At 73.0% G+C, this 20,468-nt stretch carries 17 protein-coding genes; 6 read left to right on the top strand and 11 right to left on the bottom strand.

Translation table 11 applies throughout. The features are described from left to right. Positions 1–18 precede the first annotated feature (18 nt). Positions 19–2,040: a beta-galactosidase gene (locus UW392_RS64105; protein WP_320784729.1), complete on the bottom strand. Its 2,022-nt coding sequence runs from the start codon at positions 2,038–2,040 to the stop codon at positions 19–21. 182 nt (positions 2,041–2,222) lie between these two features. On the opposite strand from UW392_RS64105, the gene UW392_RS64110 reads away from it, so the two are divergent. The 5 genes from UW392_RS64110 to UW392_RS64130 are packed head-to-tail and all read left to right on the top strand — an operon-like array spanning position 2,223 to position 6,733. Beyond that, positions 2,223–3,539: an ABC transporter substrate-binding protein gene (locus UW392_RS64110; protein ID WP_320784730.1), complete on the top strand. Its 1,317-nt coding sequence runs from the start codon at positions 2,223–2,225 to the stop codon at positions 3,537–3,539. Next, positions 3,536–4,513, top strand: coding sequence for a sugar ABC transporter permease (locus UW392_RS64115; protein ID WP_320784731.1), 978 nt, complete (start codon positions 3,536–3,538; stop codon positions 4,511–4,513). Before UW392_RS64110 ends, UW392_RS64115 begins: the two co-directional genes overlap by 4 nt. After that, positions 4,510–5,415, top strand: a complete 906-nt coding sequence (locus UW392_RS64120; RefSeq protein ID WP_320784732.1) for a carbohydrate ABC transporter permease — start codon at positions 4,510–4,512, stop codon at positions 5,413–5,415. Before UW392_RS64115 ends, UW392_RS64120 begins: the two co-directional genes overlap by 4 nt. After that, positions 5,412–6,443 (top strand): LacI family DNA-binding transcriptional regulator, encoded by a 1,032-nt coding sequence (locus tag UW392_RS64125; protein WP_320784733.1) that lies wholly within the window; start codon positions 5,412–5,414, stop codon positions 6,441–6,443. Before UW392_RS64120 ends, UW392_RS64125 begins: the two co-directional genes overlap by 4 nt. Before the next feature lie 56 nt (positions 6,444–6,499). Beyond that, on the top strand, positions 6,500–6,733 hold the full coding sequence (locus tag UW392_RS64130; RefSeq protein ID WP_320784734.1) for a hypothetical protein: 234 nt from the start codon (positions 6,500–6,502) through the stop codon (positions 6,731–6,733). A gap of 21 nt (positions 6,734–6,754) precedes the next feature. Here the strand turns inward: UW392_RS64130 and tatA are convergent, their stop codons facing one another. The 6 genes from tatA to UW392_RS64160 all read right to left on the bottom strand — a co-directional run bounded on the left by tatA (position 6,755) and on the right by UW392_RS64160 (position 12,185). Continuing rightward, entirely contained in the window at positions 6,755–6,955 is a 201-nt protein-coding gene (gene tatA / locus UW392_RS64135) for a Sec-independent protein translocase subunit TatA (RefSeq protein WP_320784735.1), read from the bottom strand. 101 nt (positions 6,956–7,056) lie between these two features. Further along, positions 7,057–7,734: a lytic transglycosylase domain-containing protein gene (locus UW392_RS64140; protein WP_320784736.1), complete on the bottom strand. Its 678-nt coding sequence runs from the start codon at positions 7,732–7,734 to the stop codon at positions 7,057–7,059. 44 nt (positions 7,735–7,778) lie between these two features. Beyond that, complete coding sequence (gene mgtA / locus UW392_RS64145; protein ID WP_320784737.1) at positions 7,779–10,400, bottom strand: magnesium-translocating P-type ATPase; 2,622 nt, start codon at positions 10,398–10,400, stop codon at positions 7,779–7,781. A gap of 4 nt (positions 10,401–10,404) precedes the next feature. Further along, entirely contained in the window at positions 10,405–10,770 is a 366-nt protein-coding gene (locus UW392_RS64150) for a metalloregulator ArsR/SmtB family transcription factor (RefSeq protein WP_320784738.1), read from the bottom strand. 127 nt (positions 10,771–10,897) lie between these two features. Continuing rightward, positions 10,898–11,482, bottom strand: a complete 585-nt coding sequence (locus tag UW392_RS64155) for a TerD family protein (RefSeq protein ID WP_320784739.1) — start codon at positions 11,480–11,482, stop codon at positions 10,898–10,900. Continuing rightward, positions 11,463–12,185 (bottom strand): hypothetical protein, encoded by a 723-nt coding sequence (locus UW392_RS64160; protein ID WP_320784740.1) that lies wholly within the window; start codon positions 12,183–12,185, stop codon positions 11,463–11,465. Before UW392_RS64160 ends, UW392_RS64155 begins: the two co-directional genes overlap by 20 nt. Before the next feature lie 152 nt (positions 12,186–12,337). Between UW392_RS64160 and UW392_RS64165 the strand changes: the two genes are divergently transcribed. Further along, positions 12,338–12,802, top strand: coding sequence for a pyridoxamine 5'-phosphate oxidase family protein (locus UW392_RS64165; protein WP_320784741.1), 465 nt, complete (start codon positions 12,338–12,340; stop codon positions 12,800–12,802). A 7-nt stretch (positions 12,803–12,809) separates the two neighbouring features. On the opposite strand, the gene UW392_RS64170 is transcribed toward UW392_RS64165, so the two are convergent. The 4 genes from UW392_RS64170 to UW392_RS64185 all read right to left on the bottom strand — a co-directional run bounded on the left by UW392_RS64170 (position 12,810) and on the right by UW392_RS64185 (position 20,467). Beyond that, on the bottom strand, positions 12,810–13,502 hold the full coding sequence (locus UW392_RS64170; RefSeq protein ID WP_320784742.1) for a DUF4328 domain-containing protein: 693 nt from the start codon (positions 13,500–13,502) through the stop codon (positions 12,810–12,812). 148 nt (positions 13,503–13,650) lie between these two features. Next, positions 13,651–14,583, bottom strand: a complete 933-nt coding sequence (locus tag UW392_RS64175; protein WP_320784743.1) for a hypothetical protein — start codon at positions 14,581–14,583, stop codon at positions 13,651–13,653. 2 nt (positions 14,584–14,585) lie between these two features. Then, on the bottom strand, positions 14,586–16,334 hold the full coding sequence (locus tag UW392_RS64180) for a sulfite reductase subunit alpha (RefSeq protein ID WP_320784745.1): 1,749 nt from the start codon (positions 16,332–16,334) through the stop codon (positions 14,586–14,588). 5 nt (positions 16,335–16,339) lie between these two features. Then, on the bottom strand, positions 16,340–20,467 hold the full coding sequence (locus UW392_RS64185) for a glutamate synthase-related protein (protein WP_320784744.1): 4,128 nt from the start codon (positions 20,465–20,467) through the stop codon (positions 16,340–16,342). Between the last annotated feature and the right edge of the window lies 1 nt (position 20,468).

Genomic DNA, 20,468 nt, shown 5'->3' on the forward strand with positions numbered 1-20,468 from the left:
GAGAGGGGGAAGGTGCGTTCAGCCGTCGAGCCGGACGACCCGTACGGCTCCCGCGGGGACCTCGATGCGTCCCGCGGCGCTCTCGCCGGTCAGCAGTTCGGTGCCGGACGAGTCCAGGGGCACCTTGACGTCGGTGCCGGTGTGGTTGATCGCGAACAGGTAGCTGCCCGACTCGCCGGTACGGCGGACCACTTCGACGTCGCGCGGCAGGTCGGGACGGGGGGCGAGCCGCGCGTCCTCGGCGGCCTTCGCCAGCACCGCGTCGAGACCGTCGGCGCCGAGCCGCGTCGAGACGTACCAGGCGGTGCCGGAGCCGAGCCGGTGCCGGGTGACAGCGGGGCGGCCGGCGGCCGGGCCGTCCGCGTACGTCCACACGGCCTCGGCGCCGCGCTCCACGACGAACTCCGTCCACACGTCGGCGGCCAGGCCGGTGCCGTCGGGGCCGGTGACCCGTACCGTCTCGCCCGCGAGCAGCGGGGAGAACTCCTCGACGGTGAGACCGAGGACGTCTCGGAGCGCGCCGGGAACGGGGCCCTCGTGGACGGCGTCGTGCTCGTCGACGACGCCGGAGAAGTAGGACACGAGGAGGGTGCCGCCGTTCTCGACATAGGCGGCGAGGTTGCGGCCGGCCGCCTCGGTGGTCAGGTACAGCGCGGGCACCACGACCAGGGGGTAGGCCGACAGGTCGGCCTCGGGGTGGGCGAAGTCGACGGTGAGGTGACGGTCGTAGAGCGCCTCGTAGAAGGTGTCGGCGCGTTCGCGGGCGTCGTGGTCCTCGCTGGGCCGCCAGTCCAGGTCCTGGGCCCACCAGGAGTGCCAGTCCCACAGGACGGCGACGTCGGCGACGGTGCGGGAGCCACGGATCGCACTCAGGTCACCGAGGGAGGCGCCGAGTTCGACCACCTCGCGCCAGACGCGGGTGTCGGTGCCGCCGTGCGGCACCATCGCGGAGTGGAACTTCTCCGCGCCGCGCCGGGACTGCCGCCACTGGAAGAACATCGCGCCCTCGGAGCCGCGGGCGACGTGGGCGAGGGAGTTGCGGGCCATCTGGCCGGGTGTCTTGGCGGGGTTGCGGGGCTGCCAGTTGACGCCCGAGGTGGAGTGCTCCAGGAGCAGCCAGGGAGCGCCGCCCGCCACCGAGCGGGTGAGGTCGGCGGCCATGGCGAGGTTGACGTGGGTGCGGCGGCCGTCGGTGATCAGGTAGTGGTCGTTGGTGACCAGGTCGACCTCGCGGCCCCAGGCCCAGTAGTCGAGGGAGTCGCACTGGCTGAGGGCGGTCATGAAGTTGGTGGTGACGGGGATGCCGGGTGAGAGGCGGTGCAGGATGTCGCGTTCCGCGGTGAAGTTCTCGCGGATGGTGGCGTCGGCGAACCGCTTGTAGTCCAGCGCCTGGGCGGGGTTGCCGACGGTGGGGGTGAGCCGGGGCGGGTTGATGTCGTCGAAGGCGCCGTAGCGCTGGCCCCAGAAGGCCGTGCCCCAGGCTTCGTTGACCGCGTCGACCGTGCCGTACTCGGCGGCCAGCCAGCGGCGGAAGTGGGCGGCGCAGGAGTCGCAGTAGCAGGCGGAGACGGGGACGCCGTACTCGTTGTGGACGTGCCACAGGGCGAGGGCGGGGTGGTCGCCGTAGCGCTCGGCGAGCTTGGTGGTGATGTCCGCGGCGGCGGCGCGGTAGTCGGCGTTGCTGTGGCAGATGGCGCCGCGCGAACCGAACTCGTAGCGGCTGCCGTCGGCGGTGACCGGCAGGGCCTCGGGGTGGGCGCGGAAGAACCAGACCGGCGGGACGACGGTGGGGGTGCCGAGGTCGACCCGGATGCCGTGTTCGTGGAGCAGATCCAGGACCCGGTCGAGCCAGCCGAAGTCGTACGTCCCGGGCGAGGGCTCCAGCAGCGCCCAGGAGAAGATCCCCACGCTCACCATGGTGACGCCGGCCTCCCGCATCAGCCGGACGTCCTCCTGCCAGACGCTCTCCGGCCACTGCTCGGGGTTGTAGTCCCCGCCGAAGGCGAGCCGGGTGAGGCCCTTGGGGGTGGTCTCCGGCATGTAAGTCTCCCGGTCGATCGATCATTTGGGAACGTGCACACACACTTCGTGCGGCGCGAGGCCAACATAACCGCACAGCAACAACCATTGACAAGTGTCCGGGACGTTTCTCTACTGTGAACGCTCACAGACGCATGGCAGGTCCTCGCGACAGGCGGGGGCCCTGGTCAGGGGAGATATCCATGCCGCACACGAAGCACCGTCGCCTCGTGGCTGTCGCCGTCGCCGTCACGCTCGGCGGCACCGCGCTCGCCGCCTGCGGATCGGACGACGACGGCGAGGCCCGGTCGGGTCCGGTCTCGCTCACGTACTGGACCTGGACGCCCGGCATGGACAAGGTCGTCGACCTCTGGAACAAGGGGCCGGGCAAGGAGAAGCAGATCACCGTCACGGTGAAGAAGCAGGCCTCCGGCGACACACTGGTCACCAAGATCCTCACCGCGCACAAGGCCGGCAAGGCGCCCGACCTGGTGCAGGCCGAGTACCAGGCGCTGCCCACCCTGGTCAGCAACGACGCCCTCGCGGACATATCCGGCGAGGTCGACGGCGCGAAGGACAAGTTCGCCGAGGGCGTGTGGCAGCAGACCACGCTCGGCACGGACGCGGTGTACGCGGTGCCGCAGGACATCGGGCCGATGATGTTCTACTACCGCGCGGACCTGTTCGAGAAGTACGGCCTCGACGTCCCCGCCACGTGGGAGGAGTTCGCCGAGACCGCGCGGGCGCTGAAGAAGAAGTCCCCGCAGACGGACCTCACCACGTTCTCCGCCAACGACTCCGGGCTCTTCGCGGGCCTCGCCCAGCAGGCCGGCGCCGAGTGGTGGACCACCGAGGGCGAGAAGTGGAAGGTCGGCATCGACGACGCCGCGACGCGGAAGGTCGCCGAGTTCTGGGGCGGCCTGGTGAAGGAGGGCGCCGTCGACAACCAGCCGATGTACACCCCGGCCTGGAACAAGGCGCTCAACACCGGCAAGCAGATCGCCTGGGTCAGCGCCGTGTGGGCGCCGGGCACGCTGACCACCGCCGCGCCCGACACCGCGGGCAAGTGGGCCATGGCCCCGCTCCCCCAGTGGTCCGAGGGCGAGAACGTCACCGGCAGCTGGGGCGGCTCCTCCACCGGTGTCACCACCGACTCCGGGAACAAGGACGCGGCCGCCGAGTTCGCCGCCTGGCTGAACACCGACGGGGAGGCGCTCAACGCGCTCGCCAAGGAGAGCGGGATCTACCCGGCCTCCACCTCCGCGCAGACCAGCGGCGCGTTCGCCGAGGCGCCGGAGTACTTCTCGAACCAGAAGGACTTCTGGAGCAAGGCCGCCGAGATCGCGGGGACGACCGCGCCGTCCGCCTGGGGACCCAACGTCAACGTCGCCTACACGACCTTCAAGGACGCGTTCGGCGCCGCAGCCAAGAACAAGTCCGACTTCACCGCCGCGCTGAGGACCATGCAGGACGACACCGTCGCCGACATGGAGAAGCAGGGCTTCGAGGTCGCCGAGTGACCAGCACAGCACGCCGGAGGGCAGCCGGGGCCAGGACGGCCCCGTATGCCCACCCGTCTCCCACCACCACCCTCGAACGAGCGCGAAGCGCGCCCTATCTCTTCCTCCTCCCCGCGGCGGTTCTCTTCCTGCTCTTCTTCGCCCTGCCCATCGGGTACGCGGTCTGGCTCAGCCTCCACAAGGTGAAGGTGTCGGGGCTCGGCCTCGGCTCCGGCGCCCGCACGGAGGTCTGGGCCGGGCTGGAGAACTACACCGACGCGCTCACCGACAGCGAGCTGCTGAACGGCGCGCTGCGCGTCGTCGGGTACGGCTGCGTCGTCGTCCCCGTGATGCTGGGCCTCGCCCTGCTGTTCGCGCTGATGCTCGACTCCGAGCGGGTCCGGCTCGCCCCGTTCACCCGCCTCGCGATCTTCCTGCCGTACGCGGTCCCCGGTGTGGTCGCCGCGCTGCTGTGGGGCTTCCTGTACCTCCCGGACGTCAGCCCGTTCTACTACGTGCTCGACGCGCTGGGGCTGCCGCAGCCGGACCTGCTGGACGGCGGGCCGCTCTACCTCGCCCTGTCGAACATCGCGGTGTGGGGCGGCACCGGCTTCAACATGATCGTCATCTACACCTCGCTGCGCTCCATCCCGGCCGAGGTGTACGAGGCGGCGAAGCTGGACGGCGCCACGCCCCTCCAGATCGCGCTGCGGATCAAGATCCCGATGGTGGCGCCCTCGCTGGTGCTGACCTTCTTCTTCTCGATCATCGCCACGCTCCAGGTGTTCAACGAGCCGACCACCCTGAAGCCGCTCACCAACTCCGTCTCCACCACGTGGAGTCCGCTGATGAAGGTGTACCAGGACGCCTTCGGCAACGGTGACGTCTACGCGGCCGCCGCCCAGGCGACCCTCATCGCGCTGGCCACGCTGCTGCTGTCCTTCGGCTTCCTGCGGGCCGCGAACCGTCGTCAGAAGCAGGAGGCGGCCCGATGAGTTCCCTCGCGCTGCGTGAGTCCACACCGGCCGCGGACACCGCCCCCGGCACCGCCCGGGGCCCCCGGCGGCGCCGGCGGATCGCGCTGGTCCCGACCGTGACGCTGCTGCTCGGCGCGGTCTACTGCCTGCTGCCGGTGGCCTGGGTGGTGATCGCGTCGACCAAGTCGGGCAGTGAGCTGTTCTCGACGTTCACCTTCCTGCCGGGCAGCGGGTTCACCGAGAACCTGTCCGACCTCAGCGCCTACCGCGACGGCGTCTACTGGAAGTGGATGGGCAACTCCGCCCTGTACGCCGTGCTCGGCGCGCTGCTCTCGGCGGCCGTGTCGGCGCTGGCCGGATACGCGCTGGCGGTCTACCGCTTCCGCGGCCGGGAGACGCTGTTCAACGTGCTCCTCGCGGGTGTGCTCATGCCGCCGGTGATCCTGGCGATCCCGCAGTACCTGCTGCTGGCCAAGGCCGACCTCACGGACTCCTACCTGGCCGTGCTGCTGCCGCAGATCCTCTCCCCGTACGGCGTCTACCTGGCCCGGATCTACGCCGCCGCGGCGGTCCCCGCGGACGTCGTGGAGGCCGGGCGGATGGACGGCGCGAGCGAGTGGCGGATCTTCACGCGGATCGCGCTGCCGATGATGGTGCCGGGGCTGGTGACGGTCTTCCTCTTCCAGTTCGTGGCGGTCTGGAACAACTTCCTGCTGCCGTACATCATGCTCAGCGACGACGAGAAGTTCCCGATCACCCTCGGCCTGTACACGCTGCTGGAGCAGGGGGCGAACACCCCGGCCCTGTACACGCTGGTGATCACCGGGGCCTTCCTCGCGGTGCTGCCGCTGGTCGCGCTGTTCCTGGTCGTCCAGCGCTTCTGGAGTCTGGACCTGCTGTCCGGGGCCGTAAAGTCATGACCATGAGCAACACGGGGGGCCGGCGCAGACCGCCGACCATTCACGACGTGGCGCGTGAGGCGGGTGTCTCGCGCGGCACCGTCTCACGCGTCCTCAACGGCGGGCACTACGTGAGCCCGACGGCGCAGGAAGCGGTCAACGCCGCGATCCGCAGGACCGGTTACGTCGTGAACCGGCACGCCCGCTCGCTGATCACCGGCCGCTCGGACTCCGTCGGCTTCCTGCTCACGGAGCCGCAGGAGCGGTTCTTCGAGGACCCGAACTTCAACGTGCTGCTGCGCGGCTGCACCCAGGCGCTGGCCGCGCACGACATCCCGCTGCTGCTGATGCTCGCGGGCACGGACGACGAACGGCGGCGCATCACGCGGTACATCACCGCCGGGCACGTGGACGGGGTGCTGCTGGTCTCCAGCCACTCCGGCGACCCCGTCGCGCAGGAGCTGCGCGAGGCGGGGGTGCCGCTGGTGGCCTGCGGGAAGCCGATCGGGCTGGGCTCGAAGGTGAGCTACGTCGCCGCCGACGACCGGGACGGCGCGCGGGAGATGGTCCGGCACCTGCTCTCCCTCGGGCGGCGCCGGATCGGCGTGGTGACCGGCCCGCTGGACACCCCCGGCGGGGTGGAACGCCTCGCCGGTTACAAGGAGGAGCTGGCCCAGGCGGGTGTCGCGGTCGACGAGCGGCTTATCGTGTCCGGTGACTACAGCCGCGCCAGCGGCGAGGCCGGCGCGGAACGGCTGCTCGCGGACGCGCCCGACATGGACGCCGTGTTCGTCGCCTCCGACCTGATGGCGCAGGGGGTGCTCGCGGCGCTGCGGCGGGCCGGGCGGCGCGTTCCCGAGGACGTCGCCGTCGGTGGTTTCGACGACTCCCCCGCCGCGCCGGCGGCGAGCCCTCCGCTGACGACCATCCGGCAGCCGTGGGACCGGATCAGCGCGGAGATGGTGCGGGTGCTGCTCGCCCAGATCGGCGGCGAGGACGCGGCGGCGGTCATCCTGCCGACGGAACTGGTGCGGCGGGAGTCCGCCTGACCGCTTCCCGCCGTCGCCGCTCTGTACGTCACTTACGCAACCCCTAAACTGTTGCCATGGAAACGAGTCCAGTGACGAAGTGGGAAGCGATCGTGCTGCGCGGAGGCCCTGCGGACGGGCTGCGCATGCGGGTGGCGGACCGTCCGTGGGTCATCCAGGTGACGTACCCCTGCGACGGAGTGGAGGCTCGGCCGGACGGGGTGCGCGCGGAGGCGCTGTACATCTACCGGCGCGACACGGGTGTGACGTCCGAGCCGTTGCGCTACGGCTACGACGTCGCGAGCCCTTGACCGGATCGCCTCCGCGCCTCTTCAGGGCCGGGCGGCCTCGTCCTTCGCAGGGGCCGCCGCCCGGTCGCCGTCGGCCTGCATGGCCTTGGCCTCGCTCTTGAGGATGCGCATCGACTTCCCCAGGCCCCGGGCGGCCTCGGGCAGCTTCTTCGAGCCGAACAGCACGATGACGACGATCGCGACGATCAGCAGGTGCCAGGGTTCCAGTCCGTTGCGCAGCATGTGCCCGCTCCTTGTCCGTGCCGGTCGGAGGTGCGCGCCGGGACCGGCCGCACCTTCCGTCATACATGCTAGCTTGCGCAACTGTTGAACCGGCCTCCGGGTCAGTCGGTGCCGACCACCTCCCCGGCCTTCTCCCAGTTGGCGCGGTGCTTCTCCAGGTAGGACCGGGCCTGGTCGCCCGGGGTGGCGCCGCGGGCGAAGGCGAGCATGTTGCCCGCGCCGGTGTTGTAGCCGAGGGCCAGCAGCTCCTCCTCCGTGTAGGGCGCGGACCAGGTGGCGGGGAGTTGCCGTGCGAGGTCGTGCAGGTACCAGGCCGCGGCCTCGATGGCGAGGCCGCGGTCGTCGGGCAGGTCCTCCCACGGCCTGCTCGCGAAGTCGCGGCCCTTTCTGACCTCGTCGTAGGTGGCCCGGTGCATGTTCGCGATGCCGAAGGCGGCGTCCTTCTTGTACTTCTGCCAGGCCTTCTCCAGCGCCGGGTCGTGCGGCTTGTACGCCTCGTTGTAGAGGATCGCCATCAGCAGCCGGGCGCTGACGCCGGTCTCGCGGGCGCGGTCGCGGACCTCGGCGGCTTGGTCGGCGGGGTCGTAGGAGAAGGACGGGGAGGGCGTCGGGGAGGCCGACGGTGAGGGGCCGGACGGCGAAGCGGACGGGGACGATCCCGCCGAGGGGGCCGTGTCGTCCTGCGGGGTGCCGGTCGCGCGCACGACGGCGTACAGCGCCAGGGCGCCGGCCGCCACGGCGATCCACCGCCGGGTCCTCGGTACTCGCGGGTCGGACATGTTCCGCCTTTCTCACGGGGTGTGGGCCGGGTGCCCACCGGCGATCACAGGGCGCGGCGCCGCTCGTAGCGCCGGCGGGCCGCCAGCAGCGCCGCGGCGTAGAGCACGAGGACGGCGCCGAGCAGCGGGTAGTACGGGGCGGGCAGCGCGGTGAGGCCGAGCGGCGGGCCCAGCGGTGACGGCGGCAGGAGCACGCCGACGGCGGCCAGTGCCGCGGCCGACCAGGCGACCGGGCCGGGTCGGCGGCCCGCGGCGCCCTGGCGGCCGACGCGCAGCAGCAGCATGACGAGCGCCTGGGTGAGGAGGTTCTCGGTGAACCAGCCGGAGTGGAACTCCGCCTCGTCGTCCCCGGTTCCCGGCCCGTGCAGGGTGTACGCCAGGACGGCGAAGGTGGCGAGGTCGGCGACCGCGTTGAGCGCGCCGAAGCCGGTGATGAACCGCAGCAGGTCGCGGGAGCGCAGGAGCTGGGGGCGGCGCAGCGCCGACGGGCGCGGCCGTTCCCCGGCGAAGGCGAGCTGGGCCGCGTCGAAGCACAGGTTCTGCGCGAGGACCTGGGCGGGGAGCATCGGCAGGAACGGCAGCAGCAGGCCCGCCACGAGCATCGCGGTGACGTTGCCGAGGTTGGAGGAGAGGGTGACGCGCAGATAGGTGACGATGTTGGCGCCGGAGTGCCGGCCGGCCGCGATGCCGTGCTCCACGGCGGCGAGGTTCTTCTCCGCGAGGACGACGTCGGCGCTCTCCCGGGCGACCGCCACGGCGTCGCGCGGGGCGATCCCGACGTCGGCGGCGCGCAGGGCGGGCAGGTCGTTGACGCCGTCGCCGAGGTAGCCGACGGTGTGGCCGCCGGCGCGCAGGGCGGCGGCGATCCGCGCCTTGTGCCCGGGTCCGCAGCGGGCGACGACGGTCGTACGGCGGGCGAGGTGGCGCAGTTCCTCGTCGCTCAGGGCCTCGACGCGGTCGGCGGTGAGGACGCCGTCGGCGGGGAGGCGGAGCCCGAGGTCGCGGCAGACGCGGGCGGCGGTGCCCGGATGGTCGCCGGTGAGGATCTTGACGGTGACGCCGCGGTCGGCGAGGACACGCAGCGCCTCGGCGGCGGTGGGCGCGAGGGCGTCCTTGAGGGTGACGAAGCCGCGCAGCTCCAGGCCGCGTTCGTCGGCCGGGGTGTACGGGCCGGTGCGGGCGCGGCGTTCGGCGGTGGCGACGGCCAGGACGCGCACCCCGTCACCGGCCAGCCGCGCGGCCGTGGCGAGCAGCGTGTCGCGGTCCTCGTCGTCGAGGGCGCAGCGCCGCAGGACGGCCTCGGCGGCGCCCTTGACGACGAGGGTGTGGGTGCCGAGCCGGCCCGGTGTGCGGACCACGGCGGTCGCGAGGCGCCGCACCGGGTCGAAGGGCAGGGCGGCGATCCCGTCGTACTCGGCGGCGTCGTCCGGGTCGCCCGCCGCGAGGACGGCCTCGTCGAGCGGGTCGGGGGTGGGGAGGTCGGCGAGCTGGAGGGTCCACCAGGCGTTGACGGCGGCCCAGCGCAGCGCCTCGGGGCCGTCGTGTCCGGCCGGGTCCAGGGAGCGGTCGAGGACGGGCCGGTCCTGGGTGAGGGTGCCGGTCTTGTCGAGGCAGAGGACGTCGACGGCGCCGAGGTCGTGCAGGGCGGGCAGCCGCTTGACGATGACGCGGTGGGCGCGGGCCAGCCGGGCGGCGCCGCGGGCGAGGCACAGGGTGACGACGACGGGCAGCATCTCCGGGGTGAGTCCGACGGCCACGGCGACGGCGAACGGGAGCGTCTGAAGGCCCCGGTCGCGCAGCGCGGCGTCGGCCATCAGCACCAGCGGCGGCGTCACCAGCATGAAGCGGACGAGGGTCCAGGAGATGCCCCGCACGGACCGGTCGAAGGCACCGGGCTCCCGGCGGGCGGGCGGACCCCCGTGCGCGGCGGCGAACCGGGTGCGCGCGCCGGTCGCCACGACCACGGCGGTCGCGCTGCCGGAGGCGACGCTGCTCCCCTGGAGGCAGACCTGCGGCGGATCGGAGTCCGGTCCGGCAGGTCCGGTCCGTCCGGTGGGTCCGGTGGGCAGGTCGTCGGCGTGTTTGGGGACGGGTGCGGACTCCCCCGTCAGCGCCGACTGGTGGACGGTGAGGCCGTGCGCGCGCAGCAGCCGTACGTCGGCGGGGACGAGGTCGCCGGGGCCGAGCCGGACGATGTCGCCGGGGACGAGTTCCGCCACCGGGATCTCCCGGGGGTCCGCCGGTCCCGGGTCCTCGCCGCGGCGCAGGACGGCGGCCGTGCCGGGGACCAGTTCGCGCAGGGCCGCCACGGACCGGTCGGCCCGGTGTTCCCCGCAGGCGCGCAGGACGCAGCTCACCACGACGAGGGACAGGATGACCGAGGCGGTGCCCCAGGCGAGGACCGCCGCCGAGACGAGGCCGAGGCAGGCGAGGACCGCCGTGAACGGATCGCGCAGGCTGCGCAGGAAGACCCGCGTCCAGTGGGGGCCGCGCCGCTCCGGCAGGACGTTCGGGCCCCACCGGTCGAGGCGCCGTGCCGCCTCCGTGTCGGTCAGTCCCCGGGGTCCGCTGTCCAGGCCGCGCAGGACTTCCAGGGCGGTCGGCACGGCGGGGCCGGGTCCGGGCACCGCGGCGGGTGCCGCGGTGCCGTCGGGTTCCCGGATCACGGGTTCACTGGCCGCCGGCCCCGCGCAGCCGGCGTACCGGCGCGGCGGCCGGGTGGGAACGTGCGGTCAGCTGGCCGACCATGACGCGGACGACGGTGACGATGTCCGGGTCGTCGACGTAGTAGACCTGGCGCCGGCCCTCGCGGCGGGAGCGGACGAGTCCGGCGAGTTTGAGCTTGGCCAGGTGCTGGCTGACCGCGGGCAGGGCGCCGCCCACCCGGTCGGCGAGGTGGGTGACGTCGCTCTCTCCCTGGGAGAGGGCCCACATGAGGTGCAGCCGGGCGGAGGAGGCGAGCAGGCCGAACGCCGCGGCCGCCTCGTTGAGAACCTCGGCGGACGGGTCCGCGTGGCCCCCGGCGTTCTCGGTCACTGTCCGTCCTCTTCCGTCCTGCCCGCACCACAGCCGACACGGGCTCTTACGGGCACCCAGTGTAGAGGCGGAGGTCACGGCGGCTTCCCCGGTCGGTGCGGTCATGGCTGTGGGGCGGGCGCCGCGGTCAGAGGTGGGCGGCGATGGCGGGCAGCAGGTCCTGGAAGGTGCGGCCGGTGGCGGGTTCGCCGATGGCCTTGAGCTGCCAGCCGCCGTCCGCGCGGTGCAGCTTGGCCATGATCTGCGCGGTGTGCGCGCCGCCGCCGCCGAGGGTGTACCGCGCGAGTTCCTGGCCGGTGGTCTCGTCGACCAGGCGGCAGAAGGCGTTCTCCACCTCGGTGAAGGTCTGGCCGGTGAAGGAGTTGACCGTGAAGACGATGTGGTCGACGTGCGCGGGGACACGGCCCAGGTCGACGAGGACGGTCTCGTCGTCGCCGCCGGCGCCGCTGCCGCCGGTGAGGTTGTCCCCGAGGTGGCGTACGGAGCCGTCGTCGCTGGTGAGGTGCTGGAAGAAGGCGACGTCGGCGAGCCGGCCGCCGGAGAAGAGGAGCGCCGAGGCGTCCAGGTCGATGTCCTTGGGGCCGGTCAGCCGGGCCAGGAAGCCCTTGCGCTGCGCGGCCTGCCAGCCCAGCCCCATGCGGACGGCGGTGAGCGCGGTGCCGTCCGACTTGCTCAGGCTGATCTGCTGTCCCTTACTCAGATTGACCGACACGGGTGTCGTCCCTTTCTGCCGCTGTCTTCGTTCTCGTCGTCGTTGTCGTGGTCTTCGTGGCGTCCGGTGCGCCGGGGTGCCCGGCGGGCAGGTGGTGCCGCAGGTAGGGCAGTACGCCCTTGTCCATGAGTGCCCGCAGCCACTGTTCCCGGGCTCGCTCCGCGGTGAGTCCGCCGCCGCCCGGTGCTCCCTTGCGCCGGTTCAGTACGGTGCGCAGCAGCCGCTGAAGGCCGTAGCAGGCGGTGGCGGCGGCGACGAGGGCGAGCAGCCAGCCGGCGGTGACGAGGGTCGACGCCGGGCCGGCGGCCGTGTCCGCGAGGCGGAGTCCGTAGCCGGTGAGCAGCAGCAGGGCCGCCGCGGCGGCCGACACCAGGGGGACGACCACGGCGAGCGCGTCCCGCAGGGTGCTGCGGACGCCGGGCATCCCGCCGCGGGGCGCGGAGCGCGCGATCCGGGTGGCGGTGCGTGCGGTGAGGTAGACGCGGTACTCCTCGCCGGCGGCGGCCGCGATCTCCTCGGCGTCGTCGAGGGCCTGCCGCAGCAGGCGCGACCCGGTCCGGCCGGTCGGGTCGGTGGTCAGCACCGCGCGGACGTCGCTGTCGTCGAGGGCCTGGCGTACCGCCTCCTCGACGACCGACCGGTCCTCCGGACGGAGCGCCGCCCCGGCCGCCGCCCTGTTCCCTCTGGACCCGAGCACTCCCATGCCCCACCCCTCCCGCCGTCCTGCCGACACCGGTCCGCGCCGCGGACGCAACTGAAATCTACAACACTGTAGAAGTAGAGTGGTCACGACAGCGCGGGCGGGAGGCCGTGGCGGCGCGGAATCACCTGCCCGGTAAGGGCGTTGAGCGGTTCATGACGCACAGACCGGGCCCCCGGCCCCTGTCCGACGAAGCCCTCTCCGCCCTGCTCGGCAAGGAGCGGTTCGGCACGCTCGCCACCGTCAGGCGCAGCGGCCATCCGCATCTGACCACCATGGCGTACCACTGGGACCCCGCGACGCGGACCGTGCGGTTCTCCTCGACGGCGGATCGCGTGAAGGTGGCGCACCTGCGGCGGGACCCCCGCGCGGCGCTGCACGTGCACGGCGGTGACGTGTGGTCCTTCGCCGTCGCCGAGGGCGAGGCCGTGGTGTCCGCGCCCACGCTGTCGCCGGGTGACGCGGTGGGCCGGGAGCTGCTGGAGATCGGCCCCGCCGCCGCGACCGCCGAGGAGGAGCGGGAGCTGCTGGAGCAGTTGGTCGCGGAGCGCCGGGTGGTCGTACGGCTGCGGGTGGAACGGCTGTACGGGACGGCGCTCGACATCGGCGGGGACGAGTGACCGGCGCTCAGCCGGCCCGAGGTCCGGCGTGGGCCTTCGCGTTCTGGGCGGAGGTCAGCGCGCGGACGACGAGGATCGCGAGCACCGCGGCGGCGATGTCGAAGCCGGCCCCGGCCATCAGCGCCCCGGCCGCGTCGTGGATCGCGCCGGCGTCCTCGGCGTCGTCGTACCGGTTCGTCGCGTACCGGTCGAAGACCAGCGACCACACCCACAGCGCCCACCAGGTGTTGAGCAGGGCCCGGTGGCGTACGACACCGCCGTACGGGTCGGGCTGACTGGCCCGCAGCACGTCGAGGGCGATCCCCCGCGGTATCCAGAGGTTGGCGACCGGGATGAACCAGCAGGCGATCGCCCAGCCCGCGGTGCGGCGCGGGACGTCGGGCGCGAAGATCTCGGCGTTCTGGCGGAGGCGGTGGAACCAGATGATGAAGAGGACGGCGGCACCCAGCAGGGCGGCCGTGTAGAGCACGGAGGCACCGGCCATCGCGAGGTCGGCCCGGTCGGCCTCGCTCTCGTCGAAGTCGACCGCGCCGCCCGTGGCGAGGCCGCTCATCAGCGAACGCATGTTCAGCGAGGCGGCGACGATCGCCAGGTCGGCGACGACGACCAGGCCGAGCAGCGCCGTGACGGCGTGCGAGAGCCCGACCGGCGAGCGCAGCACACGGCCGGGAACGGGCAGGGGTACGGGCGCGTACGTCATGAAGGAGAGCCCCCCGGGGCGGCGAGAGCCCGGACGCGGCGCTCCCTCCCCAGGAGCCGCGCGCGAACGGGCGTACGGAAATGATCAGCGTCGGGACCTTATCCCACGTACTGAACGGCCCGTTCCGTATTTTCGGTCCGAGGGCCGGTCAGGCGTCCGGCAGTGACGCCGCGAGGTGTTCCCAGGCCGCGTGCACCTGCTCCCCCACCATGCCGAACTGGGTGAGGACCACGACGCAAGTGCCGTCCTCGTCGTCGAGTTCGAGCGCCGAGGTGGGGCCGTGGGCCGCCGTGGAGCGGACGAGGTGGCAGGCGCGGACGCCCGCGAGGTCGATCTCCACCGAACTCTCCGCGACCGCCGCGAACACCCGGCCGCCGACGGTGCGGTCCGTGACGTGGACCCGGCCGGCGCACGCCTGCATCGCCGCCGGGGCGAACACCGCGACACCGACAGGCAGTCCGACGGAGCAGACGTGGTCGAGTACGGCGGACACGACCTCGGTGTCGATCGCGCGGTGCTCGCCGCCGTAGCGGGCGAAGCCCGCGCGCCGGGCGGCGCCGCCGTCGCCGAGGACCGCGTCGAACTGGGCGAGCTGGTCGCCGTCCTCCCAGGCCGGTACCCCGGGCACCTCCGGCACCCCGGCCGGTGCTCCCGCGTCGACCGTGCGGGCGAGCCCGGCCAGCAGCCGGTCCCCCTCGGAGAGCAGCCGCCCCCGGTGCGCGGTCCGCCCCGCGGTGTCGATCAGGCGCACACCGACACCGCCGCCGTCCCGGTCCCGCTCGACCACGGCCGACGCGATCCCCGCCGGGTCCAGGCGCAGCGCGATCGACCCCGGCCGGACGGCGAAGGCGTCACCGCGCAGGCTCGGGACGGCGTAACCGCCCGCCTGGTCGATCCGCGCGACCGGTCCGCCGGTGACGGCCTGGACGTGCTGGAACAGCGTCAGGCACCGCGCCAGCTCCGGCATCCGCGCGTCGATCAGACGGACACCGCGGTTCCCCCGGGGGCAGCACTCCTCGAAGGCGCAGACGCCGTCGGAGTCCCGCCGGCCGGGACGATGGCCGGGACGATGGTCGGTCATCCTCAGTACACGTCCCGTACGTAGCGCTTGCCGCGGCGCAGGTCCGCGAGGTACTCCGCGGCGTCGTCGGCGCCGCGTCCGCGCTGCTCCGCGATGACGGCGAGCAGCGCCGCCTCCACGTCCTTGGCCATGCGCGAGGCGTCGCCGCAGACGTAGACGTGCGCGCCGTCCTCCAGCCACGCGTACAGCTCGCGGGACCGCTCGCGCATCCGGGTCTGCACATAGACCTTCTCGGCCTGGTCCCGGGAGAAGGCGAGGTCGAGTTCGGTGAGGACGCCGCTCTCGCGGAGCGCGGTCAGCTCCTCCTCGTACACGAAGTCGGTCGCGCGGTGCTGGTCGCCGAAGAACAGCCAGTTGCGCCCGGAGGCGCCGCGCGCGGCGCGCTCGTGCAGGAACCCGCGGAACGGGGCGATGCCCGTACCGGGACCGATCATGATGATCGGGGTGGCGTCGTCCGCGGGGACGCGGAAGGAGGCGTTCGGCTGGAGGTACACGCCGACGGTTCCCTCCTCGCCGGTGCGGTCCGCGAGGAAGGTCGACGCGACGCCCTCGTGGGCCCGCTCCCCGGTGCCGTACCGGACGGAGGCGACGGTGAGGTGGACGCTGCCCTCGTGGGCGAGCGGGCTCGACGAGATCGAGTACTGGCGGGCCTGCAACGGACGCAGCAGCGGCAGGAGTTCCGCGACGCCCGGCGCGGCGGGCCCGGCGTCGCGGAGCAGGTCGAGGACGTCCCGGCCCCACAGGAAGGAGTCCAGGTCGGAGCGGTCGCCGTGGGCGACGACCGAGGCCAGCTCGCTGGTGGGCGCGCGCTGCACGAGGTCGGCGACGAGTTCCTTGGAGGGGGTGCGGATCTCGCGTCCGGTGCGCAGCACCTCGGCGAGCGGCTGCCCGTCGACGTCCTCGTCGCCGCTCGCGCCGAGGTGCTCCAGGAGGGCACCGACGAGGGTGTCGCCGTTGACCGGGACGACGGCGAGGGCGTCACCCGCCTCGTAGGTGATGCCGCTGTCACCGAGGTCGAGTTCGTAGTGGCGGATCTCCTTGGCGCTGCCCGGCGAGGACAGCACCCGGTTCACGGCGAGGCGGGAGCGGTAGGGGGTGCGCTTGTTCCAGGGGGAACGGGTGCGGGCGGGCGCCGCGGCCGTGGAGGCGTTCACCTCCGTCGCCCCGGCCGCGCCCGTCTCCGCGGCGACCAGGTCGAGGACGGTCGCCGTCCACTGCGCGGCGGGCTCCTCGAACTCGACGTCGCAGTCGACGCGGTCGTGCAGGCGGGTCGCGCCGAGCTGCTCCAGGCGGGTGTCGATGAGCTTCGCCGCCTGGCAGAAGTCGTCGTAGCCCTGGTCGCCCAGGCCGAGGACGCCGTAGCGCAGGCCCTCCAGGCGCGGAGCGGTGCCGGCCTGGAGCGCCTCCCAGAAGAGCCCGGCGTTGTCGGGCATCTCGCCCTCGCCGTAGGTGGAGGTGACGAGGAGGACGTACGACATGGCGGCGAGCCGCTCGGGGGTGACGTCGTCGAGCGCGGTCGCGGTGGCGCCGAGGCCGCGGGCGCGGGCGCCGCTGACCAGCTCACCGGCGAGGATCTCGGCGTTGCCGGTCTGCGTGCCGAACAGCACGTCGACGGTGACCGAGGGCGCGGCGGCGCTCGCGCCGTCCCGGCGTCCGGCTGCCGCGATGCCGGCGAGGAACCCGGCGAGCCAGGACTCCTGCTGGGCGGAGAACGGCGCGTCGGCCGGGATGAGCTGTCCGGTCGGGGGCATGAGGGTCACGCGGTCACCGCCTCGGTGGGGGCCTGCGGGGCACGGCGGGCTGCGATGTCCTCCAGCGCGGCGTTGGCCAGCAGTTCGTCGAACCGGGCGGCACGCACGCGCCCGGCGTTCTTGGCGTTCTGGTGGAGGATCCAGCCGTAGGTGCCGGGTGCGTCCACGCTGAGGTTGTTGCGCTGCTTCAGGGCGCGCTTGTAGTCGTCGAGGCGCTTGATCGCGATGAGTGTCGCCAGTTCCTCGTCGCCGAACCGCTCCAGCGTGGAGCGCAGGTACTTCACCACGCGCTGCTTGACGAAGAAGTCCTCGGTGAGCACGAGGTTGCGGACGGCCTCGGCGACCCTCGGGTCGTCCGGGCCGGTCGCCCCGGGCACCCGCTGGAGCGCGAGGTCCTGGGCGGCGCCGAGCACCGTGTACGAGGACAGCAGCGAGAACATGTCGTCGCTGCCCTGGTCGCCGAAGGCCGGGGCCCGGCCGTCGAGCACGGTGCGGCGGTCGCGGTAGTCGACCTTGAACGCGCGGAGCTTGTCGGTGGCGATCGACCCGGCGAGTTCGTCGAGGAGCCGGGTGCGGGTGGACGCGGCGAGGATCTCCCCGGCGTCCTGGTACAGCAGCAGCGCGCGCGGCATTCCGCAGTACACGTGCTCCCGCTCGCTCGCCCAGTCCTCCAGGAGCCGGGTGGCCAGCGGCGAGCCGGTGGCCTCCGCGTGCCACTGGAGCAGCAGCCGCACGGCCTGCTCGTGGAAGGCGCCGTGCCCGGTGTCGGTCACCGGGAAGACCAGCAGCGAGTCGGCGCTGACCCGGTCGCGGACCTCGCCCGTCGGGTCGTACTGGTACAGGAACCCGCCGCTCATGCCGTTGCCGAGGCCCTTGCCGAAGCCGCCGAGGTTGAGGACGGTGCCGCCGGTCATGTACTCGCAGCCGAAGTCGCCGAGGCCCTCGACGACCGCCGTCGCGCCGGAGTTGCGCACGGCGAACCGGTCGCCGGCCTCGCCCTGCACGAAGGTCCGGCCGCCGGTCGCGCCGAACAGCGCGAAGTTGCCGATGAGCACGTTCCCGCCGCGTTCGGCGCTGCCGCCGCCCGGGGCGCGGACGACGATCCGGCCGCCGCTCTGGCTCTTGCCGACACCGTCGTTGGCGGTGCCGGTGTGCTCCAGGGTGATGCCGTCGTTGCAGAACACGCCGTAGGACTGTCCGGCGGAGCCGGTGGTGCGGACCCGGACGGCGCCGTCGACGAGGCGGCGCCGGCCGCGGTCGTCGGTGACGACGCCGGGGACGTCGGGCACGTCGCCGGTGTGGTTGAGGAGCCGCTCCACGTCGATGGAGAGCTGTCCGCCGACCGACTTGTCGCTGTTGGCGAGGCGGACGCCGTCGACGAGCAGGGACGGCTCGCGCCGGTCGAGGAGCGCGTCCCGCACCCGGTCGATCAGGGCGTCGTCGGTGGTGAAGTCCTTCTCCAAGTACTCCGGGTCCTCGACGGTCTTCTCCGGCACGCGCGCCAGGAGGCGGCGCACGTCGAGGCGGCCGACGCTCGCCGGGTGGTCCAGGAGCTGGAGCAGGTCGGTGCGGCCGCGGGCCTCGCCGAGGGAGCGCAGGCCGAGCCGGGCGAGGATCTGCCGGACGTCGTGCGCGATGTTGAGCAGGTACTGCGCGAGCGCCCGCGGGTCGCCCTCGAACGCCTCGGGGTTGGTGGTGAGCCCGGCGGGACACTTGACGTTGCAGTTCTTCGCCATGACGCAGCCGAGCATCATCAGCGCGGTCGTGCCGAACTCGAAACTGTCGGCGCCGAGCAGCGCGGAGGTGACGACGTCGCCGCCGGTCTGGTGGGCGCCGGAGCAGCGCAGCACGACCTTCTGCCGCAGTCCGTTGGCGAGGAGCGCCTGGTGCACCTCGGCGACGCCGATCTCCGCGGAGCGTCCGGCGTACTTGAGGCTGGTGACGGCGGCGGCGCCGGTGCCGCCGGTGTTCCCGGCGACGTTGATGACGTCCGCGCCGGCCTTGGCGACGCCGACCGCGATGGTGCCGATGCCCTCGGAGGAGACCAGCTTGACGATGACGCGTACGCGGGCCGCCTTGCAGTCGTGGATGAGCTGCGCGAGGTCCTCGATGGAGTACGTGTCGTGGTGCGGCGGCGGGGAGATCAGCTCGATGCCGGGGGTGCCGCCGCGGGCGGCGGCGATGTCGACGGTGACCTTCGGGGCGGGCAGCTGGCCGCCCTCGCCGGGCTTGGCGCCCTGGCCGATCTTGATCTCCAGCTCTTCGAGCATGGGGTCAGCGAGGTAGCCCGCCCAGATGCCGAACCGGCCGGAGGCGAACTGCTTGATGCGGGAGCCGCGGACGGTGCCGTACCGGGTGTGGTGCTCGCCGCCCTCGCCGCTGTTGGACATCGCGCCGACCATGTTGGTGCCGTGCGCGACGGCCTCGTGCGCGGTGGCCACGAGCGCGCCGTGGCTCATGGCGCCGGAGGCGAGGGTGCGGGTGATCTCGTGCGCGGGCTGCACCTCCTCCAGGGCGACGCTGTCGGGGGCGCTGTCGAGGAGGCCGAGGAGCCGCGCGGTGGCGCCGGTGGCCCGGACGGTGACGGCGTCGGCGCTCACGTCGAGGGTCTCGGCGCCGCCCAGCCGGGCGAGCCCGTCGCCGAGGGCGGCGTGCCGCTCGGCGCCGTCGTGGCCCGGGGAGGTGAGGGACAGCCGGACGGTGTCCTCGCCGGTCCGGACAACGCTCACGCCGCGGACGGTGACGCTCGCGTTGCCGTCGGTGGAGAACCGGCCCAGTTCACGGGCGAAGTCCTCGGCCGTGCGCAGCCCGGTGACGTCGGCGGGCAGCGCGAGGACGTCGCGGAGCGCGGAGGGGCGCCGGGAGCGCTCCTCGTGGGTGGTCCGCTGGAAGTCGCGGTAGCCGGGCGTGATGCGGAACGCGTCGATCTCGGCTTCGCTCAGCGCGTCGTACCCGGTGTTGCGGTAGGCGGCGTCGGTGATGCCGAACGCGTCGTCGAGCTGGCCGAGGGTGAGCAGGCGCAGCGCGTCGGAGTCGTCCTTGCGGCCGAACTCCGGGCGCTCCTCGGTCATGCCGCCGAAGCCGCGCACGGCGTTGACGCCGAAGGAGTGCCCGGCGCCGTCGGAGCGCTCCTTGAAGAGCCCGAGCAGCGGGACCTGCTGTTCGGTGTCGACGGCGCGGGCCCGCTCGTGCCAGTCGGTCGCGGCCTGCGCGATACGGGCGAAGCCCACGCCGCCGACCGGGGCCTCCATGTACGGGAAGGTCCGGGCGAAGACGTCGTCGTCGGTGTCGAGGTAGTTCGGTTCGAAGAACGCGCCGCCGATGTAGCTCTCGGCGGTGCACAGGCCGACCCGGCCCATGGTCTTGGCGAGGGACTTCTCGGCGGCCTTGCGGAACTTCTTCAGGGCGAGGTCGGTCTCGGTCATCTCGCCCGCGGGCGCCGGGGCGCTCGGGTACTTCTCCTCGGCGCGCAGCCGTGCGCTGAGGCTGTAGACGGCGGAGGCGCCGAAGCCGAGCGCGGTGGCGACATGGTGCGAGGAGGGCAGCTGGCCGCTCTCGGCGACGATCGAGACGCGCAGCCGCAGGCCGGTCTCGATGAGGCGCTGGTTGACCGCGGCGACGGCGAGGATCACCGGCAGCGGCGCGTGCGTCGAGGAGATCGCGCGGTCGGTGAGGAGCGCGATGCCGCCCCGCTCGGTGGCGAACCGCTCGACGTCGTCGCAGAGCCGGGTCAGGGCGGTGCGCAGGGCGTCGGCGTTGGCGGTGGTGTCGCCGGTGACCGGCTCGTACAGCATCGCGAAGCGTTCCAGCGGAACGATGCGCTGGTCGCGCAGCCGGACCATGTCGAGGTGGCCGAGGACCGGCGAGGAGACGACGAGCTGGCGGCCGGCCGTGGTGCCGGTGCCGTCGGGCTTGGGGCCGAGCGCGACGCGCATGCTCATGCCGTCGGCCTCGCGGATGCTGTCCAGCGGCGGGTTGGTGACCTGGGCGAAACGCTGCGAGAAGTACTTCGCCATGCCGCCCTCGGTGTCGCTGAGCGCGTTGATGGCGTTGCCGTAGCCCATCGCGGAGATCCGCTCCGACCCGTCGGCGAGCATCGGGTCGAGCATGAACCGGAAGCTCTCCTGGTTCAGC

Source organism: Streptomyces sp. CRN 30, assembly GCF_034105845.1.

Bases quoted from the DNA above. Each gene is read 5' to 3' on its own strand.
- UW392_RS64130 (WP_320784734.1), top strand. From the start codon at position 6,500: ATGGAAACGAGTCCAGTGACGAAGTGGGAAGCGATCGTGCTGCGCGGA.
- UW392_RS64160 (WP_320784740.1), bottom strand. From the start codon at position 12,185: ATGGGAGTGCTCGGGTCCAGAGGGAACAGGGCGGCGGCCGGGGCGGCG.
- UW392_RS64175 (WP_320784743.1), bottom strand. From the start codon at position 14,583: ATGACCGACCATCGTCCCGGCCATCGTCCCGGCCGGCGGGACTCCGAC.
- UW392_RS64165 (WP_320784741.1), top strand. From the start codon at position 12,338: ATGACGCACAGACCGGGCCCCCGGCCCCTGTCCGACGAAGCCCTCTCC.
- UW392_RS64120 (WP_320784732.1), top strand. From the start codon at position 4,510: ATGAGTTCCCTCGCGCTGCGTGAGTCCACACCGGCCGCGGACACCGCC.
- UW392_RS64140 (WP_320784736.1), bottom strand. From the start codon at position 7,734: ATGTCCGACCCGCGAGTACCGAGGACCCGGCGGTGGATCGCCGTGGCG.
- UW392_RS64180 (WP_320784745.1), bottom strand. From the start codon at position 16,334: ATGCCCCCGACCGGACAGCTCATCCCGGCCGACGCGCCGTTCTCCGCC.
- UW392_RS64125 (WP_320784733.1), top strand. From the start codon at position 5,412: ATGACCATGAGCAACACGGGGGGCCGGCGCAGACCGCCGACCATTCAC.
- UW392_RS64110 (WP_320784730.1), top strand. From the start codon at position 2,223: ATGCCGCACACGAAGCACCGTCGCCTCGTGGCTGTCGCCGTCGCCGTC.
- UW392_RS64105 (WP_320784729.1), bottom strand. From the start codon at position 2,040: ATGCCGGAGACCACCCCCAAGGGCCTCACCCGGCTCGCCTTCGGCGGG.
- UW392_RS64170 (WP_320784742.1), bottom strand. From the start codon at position 13,502: ATGACGTACGCGCCCGTACCCCTGCCCGTTCCCGGCCGTGTGCTGCGC.
- tatA (WP_320784735.1), bottom strand. From the start codon at position 6,955: ATGCTGCGCAACGGACTGGAACCCTGGCACCTGCTGATCGTCGCGATC.